Below are 26,983 nucleotides of genomic sequence, written 5' to 3' on the forward strand. Positions count from 1 at the left end.
ATGAGGGCACCTGTGAACGATAACACCATGTCCATCCCACACCTGATAATGAATGCCAGCGTCGTTGTACAGCTGGTGATGCTGTTGCTGATGGTGGGGTCAATTCTCTCTTGGGTGGTGATCTTTCAGCGCAGCATTGCGCTGCGCCGTGCCAAACAGGAATACAACCAATTCGAAGAGTCGTTTTGGTCGGGCGTAGATTTAAACGAACTTTATCGGGAAATCCCTGCTGATGATCCACGCCACGGCGCCGAGCATATGTTTCAGTCCGGCTTCCGTGAGTTCAACCGCTTGATGCCCAAAACCCGCAATGCCGATACGGTGCTGGAAGGCGTACAGCGCAGCATGCGTGTGGCCTGGTCTCGCGAGGAAGACCGCTTGACTCAGCACTTGGTGTTTTTGGCGACCGTTGCCTCAGCCAGCCCTTACATCGGACTGTTTGGCACCGTATGGGGCATCATGGGTTCTTTCCAATCACTTTCCATGACCCAGCAGGCAACCCTGGCAACCGTTGCCCCCTGGATTGCCGAAGCGCTGATTGCCACCGCGATGGGCCTTTTTGCAGCTATTCCAGCCGTTATCTTCTATAACCGTCTTTCCAACAGTGCATCTCGCTTACTCGGTAAATACGAGGATTTCGCCGAAGAGTTTCATGCGATCCTGCACCGCAATCTGCAAGGTCGTGACGGCAAGCCTAGTGCCAGTTAAGGGAGTTCGTCATGCAAGGTCCATTTAATCGCAGCGGCAAAAGTAAGCCGATGGGGGAGATTAACGTCGTCCCCTTTATCGATGTCATGTTGGTGTTGCTGGTCATTTTCATGATCACTGCCCCCATGCTGACGCAAGGTGTCCAGGTTGACTTGCCTCAAGTGTCATCTGAGCCGATCGACACTCAGGATAGTGACCCGATCATTATTTCGGTTGATCGTGAGGGCGGCTACTTCATTACGCTGGGCGAAGATTCTACATCGGTATCACTTGATCAGATGTCGGAGCGTGTTACGGCCATCTTGCAGCGCCGCCCGGGTACGCCGGTAATGGTGCGCGGTGACCGCAACGTGCAGTATGGTCAGATTGTCTTGCTGATGAGCACACTCCAGCGCTCCGGCGTTGCCAATGTCGGCCTGCTTTCAGAGCCGCCGCAAGATGGCTAAGGGCAAACCACAGATGGCAACTGATACACCCAGGGACCCGCAGGATGTTGGCTATACATTGCCTACTATCCTCGCGGTGGCCGTGCATTTGGGTATTATTGTTTTTAGTCTGATTAACTGGCCAAGCAGCTCAGCGGAACCTGATTCATCGTCCATAGTGCAAGCCACTCTGGTCAGTACAGAAACCTTTACTGATCAGGCTCAGCAGGTAACCGAGCAGCAGGCAGCTATGAACACCGCGGCTGAACCCACGGAGACGCCTGATACAAGCGAGCCCGAAGCCACCGCGCCGGAGCCGGACACTCAGGCAGCCGAACAGCAGCAAGCTGCTGAAGAAGCTGCCCGACAAGAAGCACAGGCGCAAGCTGAGGCACTTGCTGAGGCTCGGGCGGCCGCCGAAGCAGATGCTCAGCGGCGTGCTGAAGAGGCTGAACGCGTAGCGCAGGAACAGGCAGCTCAGGCTGAAGCGCGTGAGGCCGAGGCACAGCGTCAGCGCGAAGCCGAAGCGCAGCGAGCCCAAGAGCAGGCAGAAGCCGAACGCCAGCGTGAAGCAGAGGCGCAACGTGCTCGTGAAGAGGCCGAAGCTCTGCGGGAAAGAGAGGCGGAAGAGCAGCGTCAACGCGAGGCGGAAGCTGAAGCTGAAGCTGAGCGGCAGCGTGAAGCCGAAGAGGCACGAGCACGCGAAGAAGCGGAGGCAGAAGCACGGCGCGAAGCAGAAGCCGAGCGTGAGCGGGAGGCAGCCGCACAGCGGGAACGCGAAGTTGAAGCTCAACGCCAGCGTGAAGCCGAGGCCGAGCGCCAACGGCAGGCGGCAGCTGAAGCCGCAGAGGCGGCCATGCAGCGTCAGCTAGCCGGTGAAGCCGAAGCGGCGGCCAATGCACAGCAGGCACAACAGGCAGCCAACAGCTTTATCAATATTGTGCGTCGCGCTGTCGAACAGGCATGGCTGATACCGCCTGGAGCAAGCGATTCATTGAGTGCTACGCTTCAAATACGCTTAGGCCCATCGGGAGAGCTGCTCGCAGCATCAATTGCGACATCAAGTGGCGATAGTGCTTTTGATCGGTCTGCCATACAAGCTGTTGAACAGGCTGCGCCGTTTAGCGAATTGAGAGATTTGCCAGCGGATCAGCAACGAAACTTACGTCAAATTAATCTGCGATTTACCCCGGGAGATGTTCGCTAATGCAAATACTGAGCAAAGTGTGGTTATTCTGCGCGCTGCTATTCATTAGCAGTGCGGCAAGTGCCCAATTGACCATTGAAATTACGCGGGGGAGCGATCAGGCCCTGCCGATTGGGGTAGTGCCTTTTGCGGGCAACGAGGGTATGTCAGAAGATATTGCCCAAATTGTACAGGATGACCTTGAACGCAGCGGGTTGTTTGATCCGCTTGAGCGCAGCGCCATGTTTGAAAAGCCAAGCCAGGCTGACGATGTTGAGTTTGGCACTTGGCGCTCGCTTGATGTTCGCTATCTGGTAGTGGGGCGCGCTCAGCAAACGGGTAACGGTTACCAGCTGCAATTTGACTTGATGGATATCAGCGGTCAACGCCGAATGATCGGCGAAACGGTTACCGCGAATGCCAACGACTTGCGCGGTGCCGCCCACTATATCAGTGATCAGATTTTTGAAGCGATTACCGATATTCGTGGTGCTTTCTCGACCAGCATCGCTTACATCACAGCACAGGGTCTTGGCGATAATATGCAGTTCGGCCTTTATGTTGCCGATGCTGATGGGCGCAACAGCCAGCAGGTATTGACCTCAGATCAACCGATCATGTCGCCTGCCTGGTCGCCTGATGGACGCAAGCTTGCCTATGTATCTTTTGAAAGCGAGCGCCCGGCTATCTATATTCAGGATGTGGCAACGGGCCAGCGCGTTCAGGCAACCTCCTTTGATGGCATCAATGGAGCGCCGAGCTGGTCGCCGGATGGCCGCCGCATCGCCATGTCGTTATCTAAAGATGGGCAACCTGAAATCTACATCATGGATATCACCAACCGTTCCGTTGAGCGTATTACCAATAGCAACAGTATTGATACAGAACCCGCGTGGTCGCCAGATGGACGCAGCCTGCTATTCACCTCTGACCGTAGCGGTGGACCCCAGATCTACCAGCACACGTTAGGCAGCGGTGAAACAAAACGTTTAACGTTTACAGGTAATTACAACGCGCGGGCACGCTATTCACCCGATGGTGACCAGATCTTTTTAGTGCATCGTTCAAGCCGCGGTTATCAAGTAGCACGTCAGGATCTGGACGGTGGACGCTTGGTAGTACTAAGTGATTCAACAAGAGATGAATCTCCTAGTGTTGCGCCGAACGGGACCATGGTAATCTTCGCTACCCAACAGGGTAACAACGGGGTGCTGAGTGCCGTTTCTGCCGATGGGCGGTCGTCATTCCGGCTTCCTGCAGCACAAGGTGATGTGCGCGATCCCGCATGGTCACCATTTTTAAATTGATGATAAATAGTATTAATTTTCTTTCAGGCAAGGAGTCTGATTATGCAACTTAAGCCGTTGGCTCGCTCATTGGCAGTAGCGTTATCTATCGTAGTAATCGCTGGCTGTTCCAGCACCGGCGGAACCCAGGATGGAGATTCTTACGGAAGCCAGGATGGCAGCAGCACGGGCATGGGCGCAGGCACGTCAGGCGCAGGTACCGGTGGTCAGTACGGTTCTACCACGGGTTCTGGTTCAGGTGCTGGTCAGCAAGCTGATTCTCGGATTCCTGAAGTACGTACCATTTACTTCGATTACGACCGTGACACCATCAAGAGCGAATATGAGTCTGCGGTAATGGCACATGCACGCTACCTGCGTGCTAACCCGAATGCACAGGTTGTACTGCATGGTCATACCGACGAGCGCGGTACTCGTGAATACAACATGGCTCTGGGTGAGCGTCGTGCCCGTGCCGTTCAGCGTTTCCTGAACATTCAAGGCGTTTCCAATTCACAAATGAGCGTTGTGAGCTACGGCGAAGAGCGTCCGGCCGCTAGCGGTCAGACTGAAAGCGCCTACTCACAGAACCGTCGCGTTGTGTTCAACTACTGATAGCATTTAATTACTGATACCGTTGGCGTTCCTGATGGCACGCCGATGTTATCTACGGAGTTGTCATGAATCACAGTCTCAAACGCTATTTTGAGAGGCTGTGCGGTGCGGGAGCCTTAGTGCTCCCGCTGTCCGTATTGCCACTCACGGCGGTTGCCCAGCAACCGCTCGTTCAAGATCTTTCTTCGGGTAATTCCAGCGGCTTCTACCAACAGACCCAGCGTCAGGAGCCTGCCGGCGGTAATCTTGTACTGTTTAATCAGGTAGAAGAACATCAACAGGAAATTCAGCAGTTGCGTGGGCAGATTGAAGAATTGCGCCACCAGCTTGAGCAGTTGAAGCGTCAATCCCAGCAGCAGTATCTAGATATCGAAGACCGCCTGATGAACAGTGGTCCGACACAACTTGAACAGGCGACGCCTCAGGTCGAGCCGGAAGCCGCTCAGGAAGTGATTAACGCACCCTCAGCGCGTAATGTCAGTGAAGATGCCCAGGCAGACTATCAAGCTGCTTTTGCTCATGTTCAGGCGCGCCAATTTGATCAAGCCATCGAAGCGTTTGAAGAATTTGTAGCGGCGCATCCCGAGAGTAGTCTAGCTGCCAATGGTCACTACTGGCTGGGTGAACTTTACGCTGCAGAAGGCCAGCTAAGCGAGGCTGATGCCGCCTTTGGACGTGTTATTGAACAGTTTGGCAGCAGCAGTAAAGTGCCTGATGCGCTTTACAAGCTTGGCCTGGTTAAAGCGCGCCAGGGGGAAGCCGAGAAAAGCCGCGAGCTTCTAGAGCAGGTGCGTGATGATTACCCGCAAAGTAGTGCGGCAGGGCTTGCCAATGATTTTCTTCGCCAATCTGCTGGTTAATACTGCATTGCTTGTTTGTATTCAGGAACTTTCATGAGCTGTAAAATCGACTATCAAGCACCGCCTGACCTGCTTGCAAACCGAGTCATTCTGGTAACAGGAGCTGGCGATGGTATTGGCCGTACGGCAGCTTTAAGTTATGCACGTCATGGTGCGACCGTTATTTTGCTGGGTCGTACCATTAAAAAACTTGAGCGGGTCTACGACGAAATTGAAGCAGCGGGTGGGCCACAGCCGGCTATTTTTCCGCTTAATTTTGAGGGCGCTTCCCTGGCCGATTTTCATGACATGGCCCTAACGCTCGAAAAGGAGTTTGGCCGCCTGGATGGACTTCTACACAATGCAAGCCTGCTAGGCCGAATCACGCCGTTTGCACAATATGATCCAGAGCTATGGGAGCAGGTGATGCAGGTAAACATCAATGGCCCGATCTGGATGACGCAGGCATTGCTGCCTTTGCTGGAAAAATCCGAAGACGCTTCGGTTATTTTCACCTCATCAAGCGTTGGCCGAAAAGGGCGGGCTTACTGGGGCGCCTACTCGGTTTCCAAGTTTGCCACGGAAGGGTTTATGGAGGTATTGGCTGATGAACTTGAAAGTCAGCCCCATTTGCGTGTTAACACCTTAAACCCTGGCGCTACACGTACCCAGATGCGGCGAAGTGCTTATCCAGGCGAAGACCCCGCCACGCTGCGTACCCCTGAAGACATCATGCCGACTTATTTATGGCTGATGGGTCCTGAAAGTGCAGGTGTTAGCGGGCAGAAATTTGACGCTCAGCCGCCGCGTGTCAGCGCATAGCAGCCGAGCATACTCAAGCCATTAGGGACCTGAGTACTCAAACCTTATTTTGCGAAGTTAAACGCTTTGAGGGCTTCCACCAGCATCGTGCACGTTTCAAACCATAGATCGGCCGACCACTGCTGGTAATCATCCTCTTCGCTGATATACCCATAGCCAACGGCTACGGCGGTCATCCCGGCCGCCTTGGCTGCCTGCATATCCCGCACGTGATCACCTACGTACCAGCACTCGCTGGGCGCTACACCTAACCGTCGCGCCGCCTCCCATAAGGGTTCGGGGTGGGGTTTCTTGACGCTCAGGTCGTCTGCACAAAGCAGCGCTCCGGGCACTAGCGAAAGCGCTTCAAGTAACGGTTCTGTGTACACTCGAGGCTTGTTGGTCACAATTCCCCACGGTCGCTGGCTGCCATGCCAATCCATCAGCCACTGATCCAGAGGATCAAATACCCGGCTATCAACAGCCACGGCTTGCGCATAACTATCCAGCAAGAACTGTCGCGCAGTATCGTGTTCAGGCGTGCCATGCTCAAGTGCCAGCGCCAGGGTTACCAGTGCACTGCCGCCATTGGAAACCTGTCGACGAATCTGTTCGTAAGGCAGTGGCGCCAGCCCATGGTGGGTACGCAAAGCATTGGTTGCCCGGGCAAGATCGGGGGCGGTATCCACCAAGGTGCCATCAAGGTCAAACAATACCGCAAGCGGTGCAGTCTTTGACATTATTGGCTCACTTTACGGCAATACATCATGTAGTTGACCGACACATCATTGGTTACCAGACGATAGCGGCGGGTGAGCGGGTTATAGGTCAGGCCCGTTTGCTCGCGCACTTCCAACCCAACGTCACGTGACCAGGCAGCCATTTCAGAAGGCCGAATAAACTTGGCGTAGTCGTGGGTACCACGCGGTAATAGCTTGAGTACATACTCAGCACCCAGGATCGCAAAGGCGTAGGATTTTGGGGTGCGGTTAAGTGTCGAGAAAAACACATATCCACCGGGCCTTACCAGCGCGCAGCAGGCACGAATAACCGAAGCAGGGTCGGGCACGTGTTCAAGCATTTCCATACAGGTCACTACGTCAAAGTGACCTGGCTGCTCGGCCGCCAGTGCTTCAACGCTAATATGCCGATAATCAATGGATACGCCGCTCTCTTCAGCATGCAGACGGGCAACGGCCAATGGCGCCTCTCCCAGATCAACGCCAGTCACCTGGGCGCCGCGATGCGCCATTGATTCACTTAATATGCCGCCACCGCAGCCAACATCGAGTACCTTTTTGCCAGCCAGCCCCGCGCGTGCGTCAATAAAGTTAAGGCGTAGAGGATTGATATCATGCAGCGGCTTGAATTCGCCTTTCGAATCCCACCAGCGGCTAGCAAGTGCTTCAAATTTAGCAACTTCTGCTACATCGACATTGTCTTGGTAGCGGTCAGCAGTGCTATCCTGAGGTGTCGCTTGCATGTGTTGGCTCCCATGGTTAGTAAGCCGTAGATGGAAATTCTCCATCCAGTCTGGCTGTTGGCGTCAAGTGACGAGTGGCATCCACTCAATCGTTCAGTATTATGGGCATTCTAACCACTCCTGGGTCAGAACGCATAAAAAGGACCATTGTATGAATTTTATAGCGATATCTTTTCGCTTTTCCGCCGCACAAGGAGTCTGGTAGATGCGCGTATTACTCTATGGCAGCGAACTAAGTGCCGTGACGGCTGCCGCCGCTCTGGCATGGGTGGGCCATCAGGTTGAATGGTTGCTTCATGAAAGCGCACCTTGGGCAACGCTATCTCAAGCGGATTGGCTACGCCGGGAACCTGAATTGATGCCGCATATCCAGCAGGCACTGACCGATGGAACGCTGCGTCTGATCGATCAGGTCAATGAGGCTTCCACCGCGGATATTATCTGGCTTGCCCTTTCTCCCAGTCAGCGACAATCAGCCAGCGCGCTACTTCAAACGCCTCAGCTTCCCATACAGCACGGCGTGGTATTAGTTAACAACTCAACATTCCCAGTGGGTGAGACAGAGCGCCTGCATGACCTCATGAGCGAGCAGCACAGTAGCGTTGCCCTGCCGGACACCTTGGAAGAAGGCCGTGCCTGGGCATCCTTCACTCGGCCCACACGCTGGCTGCTGGGATGTGATGATGCCCATGGCGAACAGGTTGTGCGCGAACTTTTGCGCGCTTTCAATCGTCGTCAGGAAGTTTTTCAGCCCATGCCACGCCGGGCGGCCGAGCTGACCAAGTTAGCCATCAACGGCATGCTGGCCACGCGTATCAGCTATATGAATGAAATCGCTGGCCTGGCGGACACGCTTGGAGTAGATGTTGAGCATGTCCGCCAAGGGATGGGCGCCGATACGCGTATTGGTTTTGAATACCTGTATCCAGGCTGTGGGTTTGGCGGTCCTAATTTTTCGCGCGATTTAATGCGCCTGGCCGATGTGCAATCCAAAAGCGGGCGCTACTCTGCACTGCTTGAGCAGGTGATGGATATTAACGAGCATAAGAAAGAGACCCTCTTTCGGAAGTTATGGGCTCATTTCGAGGGTGAGCTTGCCGGCAAAACAGTGGCTATCTGGGGGGCAGCCTTCAAGCCGGGAACGGCACGCATTGACCACGCTCCGGTATTAACGCTTCTGGAAGCCCTATGGGCACAGGGTGCCAAGGTAAGGCTCCACGATCCAGCGGCTACCAGTGCGCTGCATCAGCTCGTGGGTGAGCGGAATGACCTGCAAACCTTCGATCAGGATCCTTACCAAGCATGTGAAGGTGCTGATGCACTCATGCTGGTAACCGAATGGAAGTCATACTGGAATCCCGATTGGCATCGTCTGGCTTCAATGTTAAACGCTAAACTCGTGTTAGATGGCAGAAATATCTACGATCCTACTTTTGTTGCCAGCTGCGGGTTAAAGTACCGTGGTATTGGTCGTCGCGCCGACCCCACGTCTTTTTGAGGAAACGTCATGCCCAATTCGACGCCATCTCGACGCATTGTCCCGGATGTGGACCAAAGCTTGGCGGCCCAGCATTTACGCCATCGAAAAGGGCCGCGTATGTGGCCTTTATGGCTCGCGGTGTTCATCCTCTTTGCATTACTGGCAGCCGTCTCTGTCGGGGCATGGTTGGAGCGTGAGCAGCTACTCTCAGAAATTCATCGGATTAGCGGCGAAGCTTCCAATGTTCATGCTCGGCTCGATTCAGGCGACCTGGACGTTCAAGATACAATCACGTTTATGCAAGCGCAGATGACAACGCTGTTTCAAGAACAGGAGCAGCTATCCATCGCGTTAACCAATACACGTGAAGAAATATACGGCGTGCTTACCGATAACGAAGATCAGGTATCAAACGACGCGCTCGTGTCGCTTAGTGAGCGTCTTAGCACCTTTGAGGAGCATGCCGAGCTTCGTGATCGCCAGCTGACTGCACTGCGCACTTCGCTTGATGCCCTGGAGCAGACAGGCGTTTCAGCCAGGCAGGGGCTGGTTGAAGAGGTCGATTATTTAAAACAAAACACCACCCAACAGCTAACGTCCCTAGAGGAGCAGTCGACTGAGTTGCGCCGCACGCTTGAAGGACAGTTGACAGCCCAAAATGATGCGGTCGTTGAGCGTTTTAATATGCTGGAAACCGAGTTAAATACGCTACAGTTAGAGTCAGCATCCTCTTTTGAAGAACAAGTTGCGAGCTTTGAGCAGCAGTGGAGCCAGCGTATAACGGCGCTTGAAAGTGATATACGCCAGCTGCGTCAGGCTCAATTAGCATTCAGCGCCCAAATTGAGATGCTTAGATAAGTAGTTACGTTATAAAAAAGCTATTTAGTCGCTGATTTAATAGGGATTTTATGTATGGGAAGACAACAGCGATGGCGTTCAGCCGCTTACACGGCTTGTTTTATGGCACTCCCCTTATATGTTATTAGCGTGCCAGCTGCTTGGGCGCTAACCGCCGCAATTGACGGCGTAGAAGGGGATATTGAGGAGAATATCAGCGCTTATCTGGAAAGCATTGATGAGGAGCAGTATACCGATGTCCGCCTGGAAGGTGAGATACGTAACCGTACTCAGGAAGCTATGCGGGTGTATGGCTACTACGAGCCTGACATCAGGGTTGAGCTTGAACCAGTCAGGCTAACCATTGAGCCTGGCCCACGCATCGAGATAGAAGTACTTTCGATTAACATCGAAGGCGATGCTAGAGATGATGCGCCGTTCAAAGAAGCCTTGGAGGACTTTCCTTTAAGTGAAGGCGAGCCATTGCTTCATGCTCCATGGGATAGCCTGCGCTCACAGTTCTCCGGGCTGGCGATAGAACGCGGCTATTTTGATTGGAGCTTTACTGATCGACGCATGGAAGTCCGCCCATACCTGCAGAGCGCTAGGCTCTATATGAACTTCGATAGCGGCCCCCGCTACCGGTTTGGCAATACCTATATTACAGGTAGTCATATCGAACCTGAGCGTTTACAGAATTTACAAACCTACGAAGATGACGAGCCGTACCTTGCCACATCGCTGGCTACTTACAATCAGCGTCTGGCTGAGACGGGCTGGTTCAGATCCGTTACCGTTCGTCCTCGATTGGAAACCGCTCAAGAGCTTACCATTACCCCCCACGGTGGCGGCGACCCATGGTTTAACGAAGCTACAGCGACCCAGCCCACGCGGCCATTAATCAGCAGTGCAGCTCTTGCTAGTGTGCTTATGCTTAACCATCGTGATAATACTCGTGTGCCTATTGATGTAAGCGTTGAGCCTGCTGACCGCCATCAGTTTGAAGTCGGTATCGGTTACGCCACCGATGTAGGCCCGCGGCTACGGTTTAGCTGGCATCAACCATGGATCAATAGTTATGGCCACAGTCTAGATCACGACCTCTATCTTTCAGCGCCTGAGCAGCGCTTCACCGGCGTCTACAATATTCCCCTTGAAGATCCACTGCGTGACAGTTACCGGCTGCAGTACGGGGTTCGTAATATTGATGACAGCGATACCCAATCCCTGGAAGCTGGGGTTGAGCTTGGTCGTCGTTGGCAGTTTGACAATGATTGGGTACAGACAATCTATTTTCGCACCACCTATGAAGACTTTACCCAGGGCGGTGAGGCGGATCAGGTATGGCTCTTCTACCCGGGTATACAGTGGTCAAGAACGCGAACTCGTCCACAGCGCTTTCCGCTCTGGGGGGATCGCCAACAGCTTTCGGTGGAGTACTCAGACACAGTTTGGGGGTCAGATGCCCAGTTTACCCGTCTAACCGGTGATACTGAGTTGATACGCACTATCGGTAACGACAATCGCTTTTCAGCGCGTTTGAGCATCGGGGCTATTGAAACGGATGATTTTTCCAAGCTGCCGCCTTCACTGCGTTTCTTCGCAGGCGGTGATCGCAGTGTTCGCGGCTACTCATACGAAAGCCTTGCACCACGCAATGCTGAAGGGCGCTTGCGGGGCGGCCAGCAGATGCTTACTTCGAGCCTTGAGTATCAGCGCCGTGTCAGAGATAACTGGTGGGGAGCCACGTTTATTGATACCGGTGATGCCTTTGATGACTGGGGGCCGAATGATTTAAAAACCGGGGCAGGGGTCGGGGTCCGCTGGGTGTCACCCGTAGGGCCAATTCGATTTGATGTAGCGCATCCCTTCGATCACGAAGATGCTTTTCGTTTGCATTTTTCCATCGGCCCGGAATTCTAGGAGCACGTTTTGTCCCAAGTTAAGTCTTCCGAGACCACGACGCGCCAACCATATTCATCGCAACAACGTACATGGCTGTTGGTGTGGAGTCTGTTACGTCTGATTATTGTATTGCCTTTATGGCTATTGGGTTTAGTTGCGCTTCTACTGGGTGTGGCTTTGTCACCATGGGGAACGGGGGTTTTATTCTCCCAAGGCGAGCAGCGCGGCTATTTTACGTTCGAGCACCAAGAAGGTGCGCTATTCGATGAGTTTACGCTTCAGGGCTTTCGTCTTGAACTTGGCAATATCTATGTAGCGATAGACGATCTGGAATTGGCCTGGGCCGATGATTGTGTTCTTTCCATGCGTCTATGTCTGGACACGTTGCACGTTGATGGGGCAGATATTCGCTTGGGCGCCAGCGATGCAGAAGAAGAGCCGCCCAAGGATGGCGACCCTTTCAGACTGCATCTGCCGTTTCCCATCGAGCTTCGTTCTGTGCTCTTGAATGACGTGGTAGTTCAACTTGCCGATGGCACACGTATCAACTGGTCGGTCTTTGAAACGTCGGCAACGGCTGAGCAGAGCCGTTTGGCATTCGCCCCTAGCCGACTTGAGCAGTTAACGGTTTATCTGCCGCCTTCGCCAGGGGTTCTGCTTACCCAGGAAGTACAGACCCCGCTGATGGCGGAAGGGATCGACGGGGCCATTCTGCTAACACAACCCCGTGACGAAGCGCTTCAGCCAATATCGCCGGAAGAGCAGCTAGCAACGCGTGAGCGTATTGAGTTACCTGAAATCGTGCTTCCTGTCGATATTGAAGTAAGCGATCTGACTGCCACCGATATTAATCTGACTGGGGCGTTTGAATACCACGTTGAACGCTTGCAGGTAGGGCTAAATACCCAGGAAAGTCAGGTAGAGATTACTTCACTTGAGGTAACCACCGACGATGTACAGGCGAACCTTGTAGCAAATGCGGATCTAACTGGCAGTTACCCCCTTGAAGCCCGCTTGGAAGCCGTGCTGTTTCTGCCTGAACTGTTCCCAGAATTAAATGGTGAAGAACTTGTACTTGAGCTTTCCGGATCGCTGGAGGATCTGCAGGCCGAGTTGACTGCCTCTGGCATAGTGGCAGCCTCCCTTAATGCTCGGGTAGATGTCTTGGCACCCGACGTGCCTTTCCAGGCACGCCTGCAAAGCGAGCGTTTGCAGTGGCCGCTGGTGGAAGAGCAACCGGCAGAGGGGGCAAGCGGCACTCAACCCTATGTGGTTGAAGCGGTAGACTTAACGGTAGAAGGAAGTCTGGAGGCCTACCATGCCGCCGTTAGCCTTCAAGCACAAGGTCCAGAGTTACCACTCACTCAATTAACGCTCACTGGGGATGGTGATTTTAGTCATTTTCGATGGGACCCTTTAGTCCTTCAAGTAGGTGAAAATACGCTGCGAAGCGAAGGGCATATCGATTGGTCAACCCCAGACTTACCCTTCCAGGCACGTTTGCAAAGCGAGCGGCTGCAATGGCCTTTGGTAGACGAGGCTCAAGAAGCAGATGGGAACGACGCTGCTCCCTACGTGGTTGAAGCCGTCGATCTTACGGTCGAGGGCAGTCTAGATGCCTACCGCGCTGAAGTAAGTCTACAGGCTCAAGGGGCGGGGCTGCCGCCCACTCAGGTAACGCTAACGGGAGATGGCGACGTTAGTCATTTCCGCTGGGACCCTCTAGCTCTTCAAGTAGAAGAAAGCACCTTGAGCAGCGAAGGCCGTATCGATTGGTTAGACCCACTAACGATTGATACGCGCATTCGTTTAGATCAATTCGACCCAGCGCACTTTGTCGATCAAATGAATGGCAACTTAACGGGGGATATCGAGTTAAGCGTACGCCAGCTGGGCGATCTCTGGTCAGTGAGCATCGCCAATATCGATATCAATGGCCAACTACGCGATTACCCGCTAACGCTTCAGGCGGCTCTGGATGCCAACAGCAATCTGGAAGTGGATATTCATGAGCTTCTATTTACGCAGGGCAACAACCGGCTGGAGGCCTCGGGTCAAGTAAGCCAGCAGGCCATGTCGTTAAATGCTGATATTGCGCTTCGTGAACTGCGTACTCTTTCCCCTGAACTGGCAGGGACACTTACAGGTAATGTACAAGCCACGGGCAGCTTTGAGCAGCCCGAGATTCTTGCCGACCTATCAGGGCGCGATCTGCGTTTTGCAGATAACCGGGTAGAGCAATTAGAGCTTGATGCCACAGTGCAGGGGCTTGAAGATCCAAGGATCAACGTTCAGCTCGGCTTACAGCAGATTTTTGCGGGAGGCCAGCGACTCTCGACGGCGAATATGGACCTAACGGGGCAGCTTTCTCAGCACCGCCTAGAGCTACGCGTACAAGGCGACCCGAATAGCCCGTTACAACGAGCGCTACTCGCTTTGGACGGCCGTTTCGATCAACAGCGCCAGCAGTATCAGGGCCGATTAACGCCACTTGAAATTGATTCCGAGGCGGGCAATATTCGTCTGGAAGCTCCACTTGAGCTGGGTTACAACCTGACAAATGGTCAAGCGCGTCTCTCGCCGTTCTGTCTGCGCCGTGAAGAGGGTGGCCTGGTTTGCTCTCAGGAGCCGATCAATGCCTCGGCCGACCAAGGACGTGCCGTACTGACCGTGCGTGAAGTTCCCATGGAAATGCTTGAGCCGTTCCTGCCCGATGAGTGGTCGTTTGAAGGCGCCACCACTGCGGACGCAACGGTCGCCTGGCGTCAGGGCGGCGCGCGTTGGCAGGCGGATGTTCAGGTACTCAGCGAGCTTGCAATTACCGCCATCAACGATTACGGGCAACCGGTTCAACTGCCCGGGATTAATCTGGATGCCCAGATACAGGCCAATCAATCGCAAGCAGATGCCAATATGCTGCTGTCATTTTCAGAAGCAGGCGATTTAACGCTTAACCTGTCTCTTAACGACCCATTGGGCCAGGGCCGGCTTGATGGCGAGCTCTTGGCTAACAACCTATCGCTGGAACCCTATCGTCCCATGGTCATCAATATGGACCGCCTGGAAGGCGCGATTGATGGGCGCGTGCAGATTGGTGGCACTACTCGCCAACCTGATTTGCAGGGGAGCCTGGCACTGCGCGGATTACGCCTGCACGGGCCGGATATTCCGCTGGAAGTGCGTGATGGTGAGCTGACCATTTCGTTTGACGGTGAGCAGGGAGATATCAATGGCTTTCTGGCGGCAGAGCGTGGTCGTTTGAATATTACCGGGGATGCCTACTGGCCTGGAGCCGACGACTGGCGTATCGGCGTGGACTTGAACGCTACCCAGGATCCGCTTCTGCTCGTGCTGCCGCAGTTCGGACGTTTGGAGGCCGCACCCGATATTCGCGTGCGTATTACCCCGGAGCGTCTGCAGGTGCGTGGGAATGTAGATCTACCCTGGGCACGGCTGGAAATCGGTTCCAGATCTTCATCGACCATCGAGCCAAGCTCGGATGAAATCATTATTACCGAACGCGATGATCGCGAAGCAGAACAAGCGGAACTTCGTGCAGCGGACCGCGGTGAGCCTAGTGCAGCTGACGAATTGGTCCAAACGGGTATGGAAATGGATGTATTGATTACCCTGACACTTGGGCAAGATATGCTGCTCTCCGCTTATGGACTTGAATCAGGGCTAGGTGGCACGCTGGAAATTCGTCAAGATAGCGGTGGGCTTCAGCTGTTTGGCGACGTGAACCTGGTCGATGGTCGTTTCCAGGCATTTGGTCAGGACCTGTTTATTCGTCGGGGTCAGCTTCTGTTTAGTGGGCCGCCATCGCTGCCTACGCTTGATTTCGAGGCCATACGCAACCCTGATGTGACAGAAGATGATGTCATTGCCGGCTTGCGTGTCACCGGTAATGCCGAAGAGCCTAACGTGATGATTTTCTCAGAACCATCCATGGGGGAAACCCAGGCGCTTTCCTATCTGCTTCGTGGTCGAGCGCCGGACTCAGGTGGTGGCATGGATAGTGCGCTTACCACGGCATTGATTGGCATGTCATTAGGGCGTACAGGCGGTGCGGTAGGCTCGATTGGTGAGGCCTTTGGTATTGATGACCTGACACTGGATACTACAGGGGCGGGAGACGAGAGCCAGGTAGCTTTAAGTGGGCAGCTAACCGACGATCTCAGGATCAGCTACGGGGTGGGGATTTTCTCCCCCATTGCAGAATTAACCTTACGCTACACATTATGGCGTAACCTTTATGCTCAAGCGGTGTCAGGTGCTAACCAGGCGGTAGATTTAATCTATACCTTCTCCCGCCGGGGCGACCCCGTAATCTATAAGCAGCAGTAGAGTGAGGCTGATATGACACGTTTAAGCGATGACAACACTATGCGCACGCCTGTTGAAACAAGCGAGCTGCATACCATTAGCGGCCACTCGCTGCAGGGTCCATACCCCGAAAGCTTTGAAGAAATCGTACTGGGAATGGGTTGTTTCTGGGGCGTAGAGCGCTTGTTGTGGCAACAGCCCGGTGTCTATGTAACAGCCGCCGGCTATGCTGGCGGCATGACTCAGCACCCAAGCTATAAGGAAGTCTGTTCCGGGAGCACGGGGCATGCTGAAGTTGTTCGGGTGATCTATGACCCAAGCAAAATCGACATTGAAACCTTGCTACAGATCTTCTGGGAACAGCATGACCCCACTCAGGGAAATCGCCAAGGCAATGATATTGGCTCGCAGTATCGCTCAGTCATCTATACGACTACCCAGGCACAGCAAGAGGCAGCTGAGCAGAGTGCCAAGGTTTACCAGGAAGCATTACGTGCTGCAGGGCGAGGCACCATTACAACCGAGATCAAAGCATTGGAAAGCTTTTATTTTGCAGAGGCGTATCACCAGCAATACCTGGATAAGAATCCCAATGGCTATTGCGGATTGAAAGGCACTGGCGTGACGTGCCCAATTGGCGGGTAAGCAGCAAAAATGGTAGCGGGCAATCTGGTGAAGACGACTACCGCGTGGCGGTAGTCGTTGAAAGCAGCTGGTAAAAGATTAATCGCTTGGCTGAATGCGATCGATGCGGTAGAGCGTTTCTACCTGCTCAAGCCCGGTTACAGTGCATTTCAGGTCTTTAACACGGCCGTCACTTAGACCGTAGACCCAACCGTGCACTGAAATCTGCTGTCCACGTTGCCAGGCACGCTGCAAAATTTTTGTGCGGCATAAACTGTTAACCTGCGCCTTAACGTTAAGCTCACACATGCGATCGATCTGATCATCAAGAGGTAGGTGATCAAGCGAATGGCGATGATGGTTGTACTGTTCCCGAACCGAGTGCAGCCAGTAGTCAACGACGCCACATTCACCGCCGGTTACCGCAGCCCTGATACCACCGCATCCATAGTGGCCCACAATCATGATATGGCTGACTTTCAATACGTCCACTGCATACTGAACCACCGACAAGGCGTTCATATCGGTGTGATGCAAAAGGTTGGCAACGTTGCGGTGAACAAATACTTCGCCTGGGGGCAGGGCAATAATCTGGTTGGCAGGAACCCGGCTATCCGAGCAGCCTATCCATAAATAATCTGGATTTTGCTGGTCGGAGAGGCGCTTGAAATACTCGGGATCCTCTTCGCACATGCGCTCAGCCCAGGCACGATTGTTGTCGAGGAGCGTCGCAATAGGATTAGACATTGAGTCTCCGTTTCGTTACATCGTCAAGTTAACGTGGAATGAAGTAAGTGGAGAAGGTTTTAACCTTCCCTGCGACTAAGGTCAATAAGCATGCGTGGCTTACACTATGCCGCGGATGAACACTGATAGGAGTAGATAATGGCAGCCGAGTCTGACTATGAATATGATCTTTTAGTGATTGGCGCCGGTTCAGGCGGCGTTCGTGCCGCCCGCATGGCGGCCGCAGCCGGTGCCAAGGTGGCTATTGCCGAAGACCGTTATCTGGGCGGCACCTGCGTCAACGTGGGCTGTGTGCCTAAAAAGCTTTACGCTTATGCGGCACACTTTCATGACAGCTTCGATGACGCGGCTGGTTTTGGTTGGCAGCTTTCCGAACCCGCTACCTTCGACTGGGCAACATTAAGAGACAACAAGACCTGTGAAATTAAGCGGTTGAATGGAATTTACCAGCGCATGCTGGAAAGCACGGGGGTCAAGCTTCTGGACGCTCGTGCAGAACTTGTCGATAGTCATACGGTAGCGCTAAAGGACGTGAATGGGGTTAGTTACGCTCGCGCTGAAAAAATTCTGTTGGCCACCGGTGGATGGCCATGGATTCCTGATTTTCCGGGTAAAGAGCATGCGTTAGATTCAAACCAGGTGTTTGATCTCGACACCTTCCCCAAACGCTTTCTAGTGTTAGGCGGTGGCTATATAGCCGTTGAGTTTGCAAGTATTTTCAATGGTCTGGGTAGCGAGACACATCTGATATATCGGGGTGACCTTTTCCTTAAACAGTTCGATCACGAAGTGCGCGAATTCACCCGCACCGAGATGGAAAAGAAGGGTGTTAACCTGCACTTCAATGCCAATATCGAGCGTATTGAAACCGCCGGGGCGAGCTATAACGTACATCTGACAACCGGCGAGATGCTAGAGGTGGACGCAGTACTGGCGGCAACGGGGCGTAAAGCCAACATACAAGGCCTAGGCCTTAAAACGCTAGGCATCCAACTCGATGGCGAAGGTAAAATTCCAGTTAACGAGCGCTATGAAACCTTGGTTCCTTCCATATTGGCATTGGGCGACTTAACGGCTGGGCCTGAGCTTACACCGGTGGCTATTGCCGAGGCTATGCAACTGGTTGATTATCATTTCAAGGATGCAACTCCTGCGCCTTTGGATTACACGACGGTACCTACCGCCGTATTCTGCCAACCCAACATTGGCACTGTCGGGCTTTCCGAAGAGGGCGCGCGTCAGAAGCTTGCCAAGATTCGTGTGTATTCAACTCAGTTTCGTGCGATGAAGCATACGCTGTCAGGAAGCCAGGAACGCACATTGATGAAGCTTATCGTGGACGATGCGACCGATGTGGTGGTCGGAGCCCATATGGTGGGAGAAGAGGCGGGCGAGATCATTCAAGGCATTGCGATTGCAGTAAGAGCAGGGCTTACCAAGCAGGATTTTGATTTGACGGTGGGTATTCACCCAACCGGCGCAGAAGAGTTTGTCACGCTTAGAACCGTGACAAGACACTAATTGGACCTTTCCTTTCATAGGCGAGCTTCGGCTCGCCTTTTTTATCCCCGCTTTGGAATAGTTAGACTAAACTCATATCGTTCCCTTGTGACTGTTGCCATTAGCTTTTTCAAACAGGCTAACTATAACCAAATATTATGGAAAACAGGGCGGTGGATAATATGTCTTTTGAATTGGTAATAATCAGCTGTTATAATGAATATCAAATTCGCTACAGCGAAGCATAACTATGAGTATGCCTATACAACCTTTTACGTCCTCATCTGAACTTGCACGCCCCACGGTTGCCGATGCCGTAGTGGGGTTTTCTGAAACGCCCCTGTTCATACGTAAACCGAATGCAGACGATGGATGGGGGATATTCGAGTTAGTTAAGGCGTGTCCTCCCTTGGATGTTAATTCTGCCTATGCCTATCTGCTACTCGCCACACAGTTTCGCGATACCTGTGCCATCGCAACCAATGAAGAGGGTGAAATCGTTGGTTTCGTATCGGGTTATGTGAAGGATAACGCGCCGGATACCTATTTCTTGTGGCAAGTTGCTGTAGGTGAAAAAGCGCGCGGTACAGGTTTGGCCCGTCGGCTGGTTGAAGCCATCCTATCGCGCCCGGAGCTAGCGGGTGTTCATCACCTCGAAACGACGATCACCCCTGATAATCAGGCTTCCTGGGGGCTTTTCCGCCGCTTAGCCGAGCGTTGGCAGGCGCCTCTTAACAGTCGCGAATACTTCTCTACTGAACAGCTTGGTGGAGAACACGACCCCGAGAATCTGGTTCGCATCGGCCCATTTCAGACCGATCATATTTAGCGTTTCTCTAAAAGAACTACTGCTGACGCTAGCAATCTTTTCACCTTAATAATGATGATACATGGAGGTCATTAATGAAGACTCAGACATTTGAACGCATGGAATCTAACGTTCGTACCTATTCGCGTTCCTTTCCTGTGGTATTTACTAAAGCGCAAAATGCGCGTCTAACAGATGAAAACGGTCGTGAATATATCGACTTTCTAGCCGGTGCCGGTACGCTTAATTACGGTCACAATAACTCTCATCTCAAGCAGGCGATGATCGACTATCTGTCTACGGACGGTATTGTTCATGGCCTTGATATGTGGACTGCTGCTAAGCGTGATTATCTGGAAACGCTTGAGAACGTTATTTTCAAACCGCGTGGGCTGGATTATAAAGTGCATCTACCAGGCCCAACCGGTACTAATGCGGTGGAAGCCGCCATTCGCCTGGCACGTGTTGCCAAGGGCCGCCATAACATCGTGACGTTCACTAATGGTTTTCACGGTGTCACTATGGGCGCATTGGCAACCACGGGTAACCGTAAATTCCGCGAAGCAACGGGCGGGATCCCAACCCAGGGAGCCAGCTTTTTGCCCTACGATGGCTACATGGGCGAGCATACTGACACTCTGGACTACTTTGAAAAACTCCTTAAAGACAACTCGGGTGGCCTGGACATTCCCGCCGGCGTCATTGTTGAAACCGTGCAAGGCGAGGGCGGTATCAACGTTGCCGGTATTGAATGGCTAAAACGTCTTGAAGCGATTTGTCGCGATTACGACATCTTGTTGATCGTTGATGATATTCAGGCAGGTTGTGGACGTACCGGTAAATTCTTCAGTTTTGAGCATGCAGGGATTACGCCTGATATCGTGACCAACTCAAAATCACTTTCCGGGTTTGGCCTGCCATTTGCCCATGTACTGATGCGTCCAGAACTGGATAAATGGAAACCGGGCCAGTACAACGGTACTTTCCGCGGTTTCAACCTGGCTATGGTGACCGCTACCGCGGCTTTGAAAAAGTACTGGGGCAACGACACCTTTGAGCGCGATGTTCAGCGCAAGGCGCGCATTGTCGAGGAGCGTTTTCAAAAGCTGGCAGCGCTGCTTACTGAAAATGGCATGCCCGCTACAGAACGTGGCCGCGGTTTGATGCGTGGTATTGATGTGGTGTCAGGCGATATCGCAGACAAAATCACCTGCAAGGCGTTTGAAAATGGCCTGATTATTGAAACCAGTGGCCCGGAAGGCGAAGTGGTTAAGTGCCTTTGCCCGCTAACTATCACTGATGAAGACTTGCTTGAAGCGCTGGACATTCTGGAAGCGTCTGTAAAGTCTGTTATAAACGGGTAATCACGCGGTTGGCGCCTGTGCTAACGCTAAATGATAAATCTGGTGGCTGGCTAGACCAGCCATCTTGTAATGGAGTCTACTATGATCGTTCGTAATCTTGATGAAGCGCGCAAAACAGACCGCCTGGTGACCGCTGAAAACGGCAACTGGGACAGCACCCGTTTAGTGCTTGCTGAAGATAATGCGGGTTTTTCTTTTCACATCACGCGTATTTTTCCAGGAACCGAAACTCATATTCAGTACAAGCACCACTATGAAGCAGTATTTTGCTACGAAGGCGAAGGCGAAGTAGAAACCCTGGCAGATGGCAAAATTTGGCCAATCAAGGCAGGCGACATTTACCTGCTCGACAAGCACGATGAGCACCTGCTGCGCGGTAAAGAAAAAGGCATGACGGTTGCTTGTGTTTTCACGCCTGCGTTAAGCGGTAAAGAAGTACACCGTGAAGATGGATCTTATGCACCTGCCGACGATTAAGCGTTAAGTGTCGTACCGTTTTATAAAAGCAGCCTGTAGTAAGGGCTGCTTTTTTGTATGTGCCATTAGGAATTACCACGCTAGAATCCAACCTGATACATCAGCAGAAATTTTACGCCAAGAAATATGCCAGGTTAGGGAGCTTTCAGCAGCAGTAATTTATTGAAAACTCACAGTTTGCGAGAATGCTTGCGTAAATGGGTTAGTGTCCAGTAGGCTGCCGAATCGTTTGCAGATCAATTCAAGCTTCCCGTGTTCGCATAATATATATTATGTTAAATAGGATGGTGATTAATCTTTAAAAAGATGTCATCACGTTGGACAATCGGACTAGCTTCTCCTTATCATTCCTTTTTAATTTTCAAGGATGTCACTCGTTATGCGCCCAGGTGTTTTGTGGCTGATGGCTGGTTTATCACTTTTATTCTCCGGCTGTGCCCTACAGCAGCCTGAGCCCAATGAGCCTCCACCGTTAAGTGAAGCGTCATTCAATACCCGCATACTCGAACTGCAAAATACCTTATCTCAACAGTGCGGCGCGCAAACCCTGCAGCAGGAACAACTGCTTCATCAACAGCACGCCCTGACCGCGGATGTTCGCGAAGTGGGCAGTCTTCTTCGCTTGTTACGCAGCGACGTTCAGGATTTGGAAGCTCGCGGCGAAGAGCCCATTATCATTCGCGAAGAGTGCGAAGTTGATAATGCGCTGGAAACCAAAACCATTGTGGGTCGTAGCGAATGGATAGGTTTACCGGGGATCGGTACGTACCTAAAGGCACGGGTTGATTCCGGTGCGAACACCTCCTCCTTGTCAGCATCCGACATTACCCGTTTTGAGCGAGACGGCGAAGACTGGGTTCGTTTCAAGCTTGCGCTTAATGAAGACGATGTGGTGGTTGAATCACTGCGCGATGAATGGATTGAAGCACCGGTTGAGCGTCGCGTGCGCATCGTTCAGGCCTCAGGTGAAGCTACACGACCCGTTATTTCTTTGCTGATGACCCTAGGGCCTATCCGTCAAAACGTTCAATTTACTCTGAATGATCGCACGCACCTGGATTTTCCCGTGCTGTTGGGGCGGCGTTTCATGATGGATATCGCGGTTATCGATGTAGCCCAAGCCTATATTCATGAACGCCCTGAATTCCCCGGTGGCGAACCTGCTGAACAAGCCGCTGAAGATGAAGTGGCTGACCAAGACGATAACGAAGAGTAATCGCGCCCCCCTGCTGCTTTTCGCTAAAAGGAATTTTCATGTCCCGGCTCCCTTTTTATGTAATTGTTGGATTACTTCTGGTGGCAGGTATTGCCACCAGTGTGCATAGGCATCTTCAGTTTGAAATACCCTGGGTACCGGGCGAACAGCGTCAGGTATGGGAAATTGAAGCCGTTATTAACTTCAATGCCCAAAACGCTCCGGTTCAGGTTGACCTGGCCTTACCCTCACATCAAAACGGCTTTCGTGTGCTAACCGAAAATACTGCCTCTTCAGGGTATGGGTTAGCGTACAAAGCTGATGAGCTGGGCCGTCAGGCACAGTGGACCACGCGTGACGCGGCCGGCAGTCAGCAGCTTTACTACTCCGTGCAGATGCTGGTTTCACCCGATGCTCGCCCACCGATACAAACGCCACCCGGGTTAGCGTCGACAACGCCTTGGGAAAGCCCCTACGACTCGGCAGCTAGCCAGTTGATTGATAGAGCATGGGCACGCAGCGCTAATAACGCTACTTTTACGCGCGAACTGATTTTAGATGTCAATGGTGAACGCCAGGGTGAAAGCGCCCGCTTGCTGCTTACTCAGGAAACGCCTTCGGCGCTAATTGTCCGTCTACTTAATCAAGCCGGCGTTCAAGCCCGAGAAGTGAACGGGCTGATGCTTGAAGATGGGCGCCGCCGCCAGGCATTAAGCAGCTGGATTCAAGTGTTCGATGAGTCCGTTAATCAGTGGTGGCTATTTAACCCGATAACGGGCGAACAGGGTCAGCCGGACAACCTGCTGCTATGGGAAACTGGTGGTCGTGCGGTGCTTGAAGTGCAAGGCGGCACCAACTCACGGGTATCGTTTTCCATGCTGACGCATCACCAGCCGGCTTCGGCCGCGGTACGCAACCACTATTCTGAAGACACGCTACTCAACTTCTCCATCCATAGCTTGCCACTGGAAGAACAGGCGCTTTTCCAGACCATTCTGCTGATCCCGATTGGCGCATTGGTGGTGGTATTTCTGCGTGTGCTGGTGGGTATCAAGACATCGGGCACCTTTATGCCGGTGCTTATCGCCCTCGCCTTCATCCAGACTACGCTGCCCACCGGTCTGATTGGCTTTCTGCTGATTGTGGCCGTTGGTCTGATTATCCGTAACTATCTTTCTTACCTGAACCTACTGCTTGTAGCCAGGGTCTCCGCAGTCATCATAACGGTCATTGCCATTATCTCCATCTTCACCGTTTTAGCGTACCGAATGGGGCTAAGCGCTGGGCTTACGGTCACGTTCTTCCCGATGATCATCCTGGCCTGGACCATCGAGCGGATGTCGATTCTCTGGGAAGAAGAAGGCCCCAAGCAGGTACTGATTCAGGGCGGCGGCAGCCTGTTGACTGCGGTACTCGCCTATCTGGCCATGAACAACCCCTGGGTACGCCATATTACCTTTAACTTCCTGGGCGTTCAGCTGATCCTGATGGCGCTGATTTTGCTGCTGGGTAATTATACGGGCTACCGTTTGTTAGAACTGCGCCGCTTCAAACCGATCACCGATGATGAGAAGCCGTTATGAGCTGGTTCAAAGACTGGACATGGCCGGGCCGCCTTCAGGATAAAGGCATCATCGGCATGAACCGGCGCAATATCCGGTACATAGGCCGCTACAATTCGCGCCGTCTCTATCCGCTAGTAGATGACAAGTTGAAAACCAAGCTGCTTGCCCAGCAGTACGGCATCACCACGCCCGTACTGATTGGCACAGTGACCACGCAATTTGGCGTCAAACATATTGGCGACATGCTAACGGGTCACAACGGCTTTGTGATCAAGCCCGCCAAAGGAAGCGGCGGCAAGGGCATTCTGGTTATTGAAAAAGTCGTCGATAACCAGTTTGTGAAGCCCAGTGGCGCGCATCTGACCCTTGAGGATGTAGAGCGCCACGTTTCCAACATTCTCTCAGGGCTCTACTCGCTGGGTGGCTCCCCGGATGTCGCCCTGATCGAGACACTGATCAATTTTGATGAAAGCCTGATGGCTTATACCTATGAGGGCGTGCCGGATATCCGGGTCATTGTATTCAAGGGCTATCCGGTAATGGCCATGATGCGTTTATCTACGGCGGCCTCTGATGGTAAAGCCAACCTGCACCAAGGGGCTGTGGGCGTTGGGTTGAATATTGCCACCGGTGAGGCTTTGCGTGGCGTACAGTTTGACCGCCCGTGCTTTAGCCATCCCGATACGGGCCATGACCTTGCAAGCCTAGTGGTCCCTCAGTGGGATACCCTACTTAATCTGGCAGCAAGCTGTTATGAAATGACCGGTTTGGGTTATCTAGGGACGGATATGGTGCTTGATCGTCAGCATGGCCCCATGCTGCTGGAGCTCAATGCTCGCCCGGGCCTTGCCATTCAGATGACGAACGGCGAAGGCCTGCGCCGCCGACTCGATTTGATTGAACGTCAGCCTGATGGGGTATCGGTTGCCAAGCGTGTAGCCTTTGCTCAGCACCACTTTGCGCGTAAAAGTGAGCTGGCCGGAACTCCTGACACAACGACTGCAAGCGCGTAGACTAAGGCTTGTGATGTTCAACGAGTGCACCAATGACTGAAGCGAATACGCTACTTCAACAAGCAGAATCCCAGTGCCATAGCCGAGGCGTTCGGTTTACGCCCATTCGGCGTCGCGTTCTGGAACTGATTGCCAAGAATGGTGGCGGTCTAAAAGCCTATGACCTGCTTGATAAGCTCTCCACAGAGCATGCGGCGGCGCGCCCGCCAACTGTGTATAGAGCCCTAGAATTCTTGATTGATCAGGGCCTTGTGCATCGCATTGAATCGCAAAATGCTTATGTGGCATGCGCTTGCCCTGAGCATATTCATGGCTTTCAGTTACTTATCTGTCGTCAGTGTGGGCATGTAGAGGAGCTGCATTTGGATGAAGTAAGCGACCAGTTAGCTGCCTTCGCCAAGCGCCAGGGGTTTAGTGTTGAGCGCCAAACTATCGAGTTACAAGGACTTTGCCAGAACTGCAGAGCCAAGAGTGAGTAAATAGCATGTCCCGTTTTAGCCAACTACCATCAAGCGAGCTTTTCAAAGCGCTTGAGTCGGCCGCTCCCACCGACACCTTGCCTGACACGATGACGCTTCTGGATGCTGTGCGTTTCAATGCTGAAGGTTTGCTACCCGCGATTGCTCAGCAGCACGACACCAAAGAAGTGCTAATGATGGCGTGGATGAACCGAGAAGCACTTGAAGAGACGCTGGCGACCCACCGCGTCTGTTACTATTCGCGCTCACGTAAAAAACTATGGCGCAAAGGCGAATCATCAGGCCAGCAGCAACATCTCAAATCGGCAGCACTGGATTGCGATGGCGACACATTGCTTTTAGAAGTTGAACAAACCGGTCCTGCTTGCCATACCGGCCGCCGCAGCTGTTTCTATCTTTCGCTGACTGATGAGCAGGCGAAGATTAACAGTGAACCGCTGATCGACCCCGCTGAGTTATACGGTAACCAATAGTGGCGCAATGGTGGCGTACAGTCGTCAGCGTAGCCGGCCGTCTCGTGGGCTATTTGCTGATAGGCGCTGTACGTATTTATCAATATGTCATCAGCCCCCTGCTTGGCCCGCGCTGCCGTTTCTGGCCAAGCTGTTCGTCTTACACCATTGAAGCCATCCAGGTCCATAGGCCCATTAAAGGCAGCTGGATGGCCCTTAAGCGAATCATCAAGTGCCATCCGGGCAACCCCGGTGGCATGGACCCGGTACCCGGCGGGCGCAGCGAGCAGCTTTGCCGTGAAGATAGCGAGCGGTCATCCTGCGGCGATAACCACCTTCCTCACTAAAACCAGTCTTTTAGTAAAACCATTTCTTCAGTAAAACCCTAGCCTGTTTTACCTTCGAATGATATTCGTATGTTCAGCCCTGTTTGGCGACTTGATAGATACGCTCAAGCATGGCGTGAAGGCCGTTACTGCGCGTAGGTGAAAGATGCTTATCCAGGCCCAGGTCGGCCATGAAATGAGGCTCGGTCGTGCTGATTTCAGCCGCCGAGCGCCCGCTGTAAATTCGCAGCAGTACTGCGATAAGCCCAGAGACAATGGCCGCATCAGAGGTGGCCTTGAAGATTAGCTGATTGTCTTGCTCTTCATGGCACATCCAGACATTTGACTGACAGCCCTGAATTTTATACTGCTCGGTTTTCAGTGTTTCAGGAAAGTCAGGTAACTGCTTACCCATATCAATAATGTATTGATACCGGTCCATCCAGTTATCAAACATCTCAAACTCTTCAATCAGCTCTTGCTGGGCCTGCTCGGCGCCGGAAGTGCTCATAAAAAAAATCCTTTCATATACGTATTTAAAA

Annotated in this window: 26 protein-coding genes; 22 read left to right on the forward strand and 4 right to left on the reverse strand. The window is 52.8% G+C overall.

The window, feature by feature from the left end:
• Positions 1 to 27: 27 nt before the first annotated feature.
• The 7 genes from tolQ to ELY25_RS08740 all read left to right on the forward strand — a co-directional run bounded on the left by tolQ (position 28) and on the right by ELY25_RS08740 (position 5,881).
• Positions 28 to 708 (forward strand): protein TolQ, encoded by a 681-nt coding sequence (gene tolQ / locus ELY25_RS08710; protein ID WP_236995684.1) that lies wholly within the window; start codon positions 28 to 30, stop codon positions 706 to 708.
• 11 nt (positions 709 to 719) lie between these two features.
• Entirely contained in the window at positions 720 to 1,154 is a 435-nt protein-coding gene (gene tolR, locus ELY25_RS08715) for a protein TolR (protein WP_126950893.1), read from the forward strand.
• A 13-nt stretch (positions 1,155 to 1,167) separates the two neighbouring features.
• Positions 1,168 to 2,340, forward strand: coding sequence for a cell envelope integrity protein TolA (tolA, locus tag ELY25_RS08720; RefSeq protein WP_236995685.1), 1,173 nt, complete (start codon positions 1,168 to 1,170; stop codon positions 2,338 to 2,340).
• Complete coding sequence (tolB, locus tag ELY25_RS08725; protein ID WP_126950894.1) at positions 2,340 to 3,626, forward strand: Tol-Pal system beta propeller repeat protein TolB; 1,287 nt, start codon at positions 2,340 to 2,342, stop codon at positions 3,624 to 3,626. Before tolA ends, tolB begins: the two co-directional genes overlap by 1 nt.
• A 42-nt stretch (positions 3,627 to 3,668) precedes the next feature.
• Entirely contained in the window at positions 3,669 to 4,220 is a 552-nt protein-coding gene (pal, locus tag ELY25_RS08730; protein WP_126950895.1) for a peptidoglycan-associated lipoprotein Pal, read from the forward strand.
• Between the two features lie 65 nt (positions 4,221 to 4,285).
• On the forward strand, positions 4,286 to 5,080 hold the full coding sequence (ybgF, locus tag ELY25_RS08735) for a tol-pal system protein YbgF (protein WP_126950896.1): 795 nt from the start codon (positions 4,286 to 4,288) through the stop codon (positions 5,078 to 5,080).
• 33 nt (positions 5,081 to 5,113) lie between these two features.
• Positions 5,114 to 5,881 (forward strand): YciK family oxidoreductase, encoded by a 768-nt coding sequence (locus tag ELY25_RS08740; RefSeq protein WP_126950897.1) that lies wholly within the window; start codon positions 5,114 to 5,116, stop codon positions 5,879 to 5,881.
• A 44-nt stretch (positions 5,882 to 5,925) separates the two neighbouring features.
• Here ELY25_RS08740 and ELY25_RS08745 read toward each other — a convergent pair whose 3' ends face one another.
• Together ELY25_RS08745 and ubiG are read right to left on the reverse strand one after the other, a co-directional pair.
• The gene (locus tag ELY25_RS08745; protein ID WP_126950898.1) at positions 5,926 to 6,600 is read right to left on the reverse strand and encodes an HAD-IA family hydrolase; all 675 of its coding nucleotides are present in this window, start codon (positions 6,598 to 6,600) and stop codon (positions 5,926 to 5,928) included.
• Positions 6,600 to 7,343, reverse strand: a complete 744-nt coding sequence (ubiG, locus tag ELY25_RS08750; RefSeq protein ID WP_126950899.1) for a bifunctional 2-polyprenyl-6-hydroxyphenol methylase/3-demethylubiquinol 3-O-methyltransferase UbiG — start codon at positions 7,341 to 7,343, stop codon at positions 6,600 to 6,602. Before ubiG ends, ELY25_RS08745 begins: the two co-directional genes overlap by 1 nt.
• 205 nt (positions 7,344 to 7,548) lie before the next feature.
• Here ubiG and ELY25_RS08755 point away from each other — a divergent pair, with 205 nt between their 5' ends.
• The 5 genes from ELY25_RS08755 to msrA are packed head-to-tail and all read left to right on the forward strand — an operon-like array spanning position 7,549 to position 16,536.
• Complete coding sequence (locus ELY25_RS08755; RefSeq protein WP_126950900.1) at positions 7,549 to 8,841, forward strand: nucleotide sugar dehydrogenase; 1,293 nt, start codon at positions 7,549 to 7,551, stop codon at positions 8,839 to 8,841.
• A gap of 9 nt (positions 8,842 to 8,850) precedes the next feature.
• Complete coding sequence (locus ELY25_RS08760; RefSeq protein WP_126950901.1) at positions 8,851 to 9,681, forward strand: coiled-coil domain-containing protein; 831 nt, start codon at positions 8,851 to 8,853, stop codon at positions 9,679 to 9,681.
• A gap of 54 nt (positions 9,682 to 9,735) precedes the next feature.
• Positions 9,736 to 11,583, forward strand: coding sequence for an autotransporter assembly complex protein TamA (tamA, locus tag ELY25_RS08765; RefSeq protein ID WP_126950902.1), 1,848 nt, complete (start codon positions 9,736 to 9,738; stop codon positions 11,581 to 11,583).
• Positions 11,584 to 11,592: 9 nt separating this feature from the next.
• The gene (tamB, locus tag ELY25_RS08770; RefSeq protein ID WP_236995686.1) at positions 11,593 to 15,912 is read left to right on the forward strand and encodes an autotransporter assembly complex protein TamB; all 4,320 of its coding nucleotides are present in this window, start codon (positions 11,593 to 11,595) and stop codon (positions 15,910 to 15,912) included.
• Between the two features lie 12 nt (positions 15,913 to 15,924).
• On the forward strand, positions 15,925 to 16,536 hold the full coding sequence (msrA, locus tag ELY25_RS08775) for a peptide-methionine (S)-S-oxide reductase MsrA (RefSeq protein WP_126950903.1): 612 nt from the start codon (positions 15,925 to 15,927) through the stop codon (positions 16,534 to 16,536).
• A gap of 78 nt (positions 16,537 to 16,614) precedes the next feature.
• Here msrA and can read toward each other — a convergent pair whose 3' ends face one another.
• Positions 16,615 to 17,262, reverse strand: a complete 648-nt coding sequence (can, locus tag ELY25_RS08780) for a carbonate dehydratase (protein WP_126950904.1) — start codon at positions 17,260 to 17,262, stop codon at positions 16,615 to 16,617.
• Positions 17,263 to 17,400: 138 nt separating this feature from the next.
• On the opposite strand from can, the gene gorA reads away from it, so the two are divergent.
• The 10 genes from gorA (at position 17,401) to yidD (ending at position 26,462) form a co-directional block, all read left to right on the forward strand.
• Positions 17,401 to 18,783: a glutathione-disulfide reductase gene (gene gorA / locus ELY25_RS08785; RefSeq protein ID WP_126950905.1), complete on the forward strand. Its 1,383-nt coding sequence runs from the start codon at positions 17,401 to 17,403 to the stop codon at positions 18,781 to 18,783.
• Positions 18,784 to 19,012: 229 nt separating this feature from the next.
• Positions 19,013 to 19,591, forward strand: a complete 579-nt coding sequence (gene ectA / locus ELY25_RS08790) for a diaminobutyrate acetyltransferase (protein WP_126950906.1) — start codon at positions 19,013 to 19,015, stop codon at positions 19,589 to 19,591.
• A gap of 74 nt (positions 19,592 to 19,665) precedes the next feature.
• Positions 19,666 to 20,934, forward strand: a complete 1,269-nt coding sequence (gene ectB, locus ELY25_RS08795; protein WP_126950907.1) for a diaminobutyrate--2-oxoglutarate transaminase — start codon at positions 19,666 to 19,668, stop codon at positions 20,932 to 20,934.
• Positions 20,935 to 21,015: 81 nt separating this feature from the next.
• A complete protein-coding gene (locus tag ELY25_RS08800) occupies positions 21,016 to 21,411 on the forward strand; it encodes an ectoine synthase (protein ID WP_126950908.1) in 396 nt (131 codons plus the stop codon).
• 379 nt (positions 21,412 to 21,790) lie between these two features.
• Positions 21,791 to 22,627: an ATP-dependent zinc protease family protein gene (locus tag ELY25_RS08805; RefSeq protein ID WP_126950909.1), complete on the forward strand. Its 837-nt coding sequence runs from the start codon at positions 21,791 to 21,793 to the stop codon at positions 22,625 to 22,627.
• A gap of 38 nt (positions 22,628 to 22,665) precedes the next feature.
• Entirely contained in the window at positions 22,666 to 24,189 is a 1,524-nt protein-coding gene (locus ELY25_RS08810; protein WP_126950910.1) for an inactive transglutaminase family protein, read from the forward strand.
• Positions 24,186 to 25,184, forward strand: a complete 999-nt coding sequence (locus tag ELY25_RS08815; protein ID WP_126950911.1) for an alpha-L-glutamate ligase-like protein — start codon at positions 24,186 to 24,188, stop codon at positions 25,182 to 25,184. Before ELY25_RS08810 ends, ELY25_RS08815 begins: the two co-directional genes overlap by 4 nt.
• A gap of 32 nt (positions 25,185 to 25,216) precedes the next feature.
• On the forward strand, positions 25,217 to 25,663 hold the full coding sequence (locus ELY25_RS08820) for a Fur family transcriptional regulator (protein ID WP_126950912.1): 447 nt from the start codon (positions 25,217 to 25,219) through the stop codon (positions 25,661 to 25,663).
• Between the two features lie 5 nt (positions 25,664 to 25,668).
• Complete coding sequence (hisI, locus tag ELY25_RS08825) at positions 25,669 to 26,136, forward strand: phosphoribosyl-AMP cyclohydrolase (RefSeq protein ID WP_126950913.1); 468 nt, start codon at positions 25,669 to 25,671, stop codon at positions 26,134 to 26,136.
• Positions 26,136 to 26,462: a membrane protein insertion efficiency factor YidD gene (gene yidD, locus ELY25_RS08830; protein WP_126950914.1), complete on the forward strand. Its 327-nt coding sequence runs from the start codon at positions 26,136 to 26,138 to the stop codon at positions 26,460 to 26,462. Before hisI ends, yidD begins: the two co-directional genes overlap by 1 nt.
• A gap of 73 nt (positions 26,463 to 26,535) precedes the next feature.
• On the opposite strand, the gene ELY25_RS08835 is transcribed toward yidD, so the two are convergent.
• Positions 26,536 to 26,952 (reverse strand): SufE family protein, encoded by a 417-nt coding sequence (locus ELY25_RS08835; protein WP_126950915.1) that lies wholly within the window; start codon positions 26,950 to 26,952, stop codon positions 26,536 to 26,538.
• Between the last annotated feature and the right edge of the window lie 31 nt (positions 26,953 to 26,983).

It is taken from the genome of Vreelandella populi (assembly GCF_003989825.1).
In the GTDB taxonomy this organism is placed as follows: domain Bacteria; phylum Pseudomonadota; class Gammaproteobacteria; order Pseudomonadales; family Halomonadaceae; genus Vreelandella; species Vreelandella populi.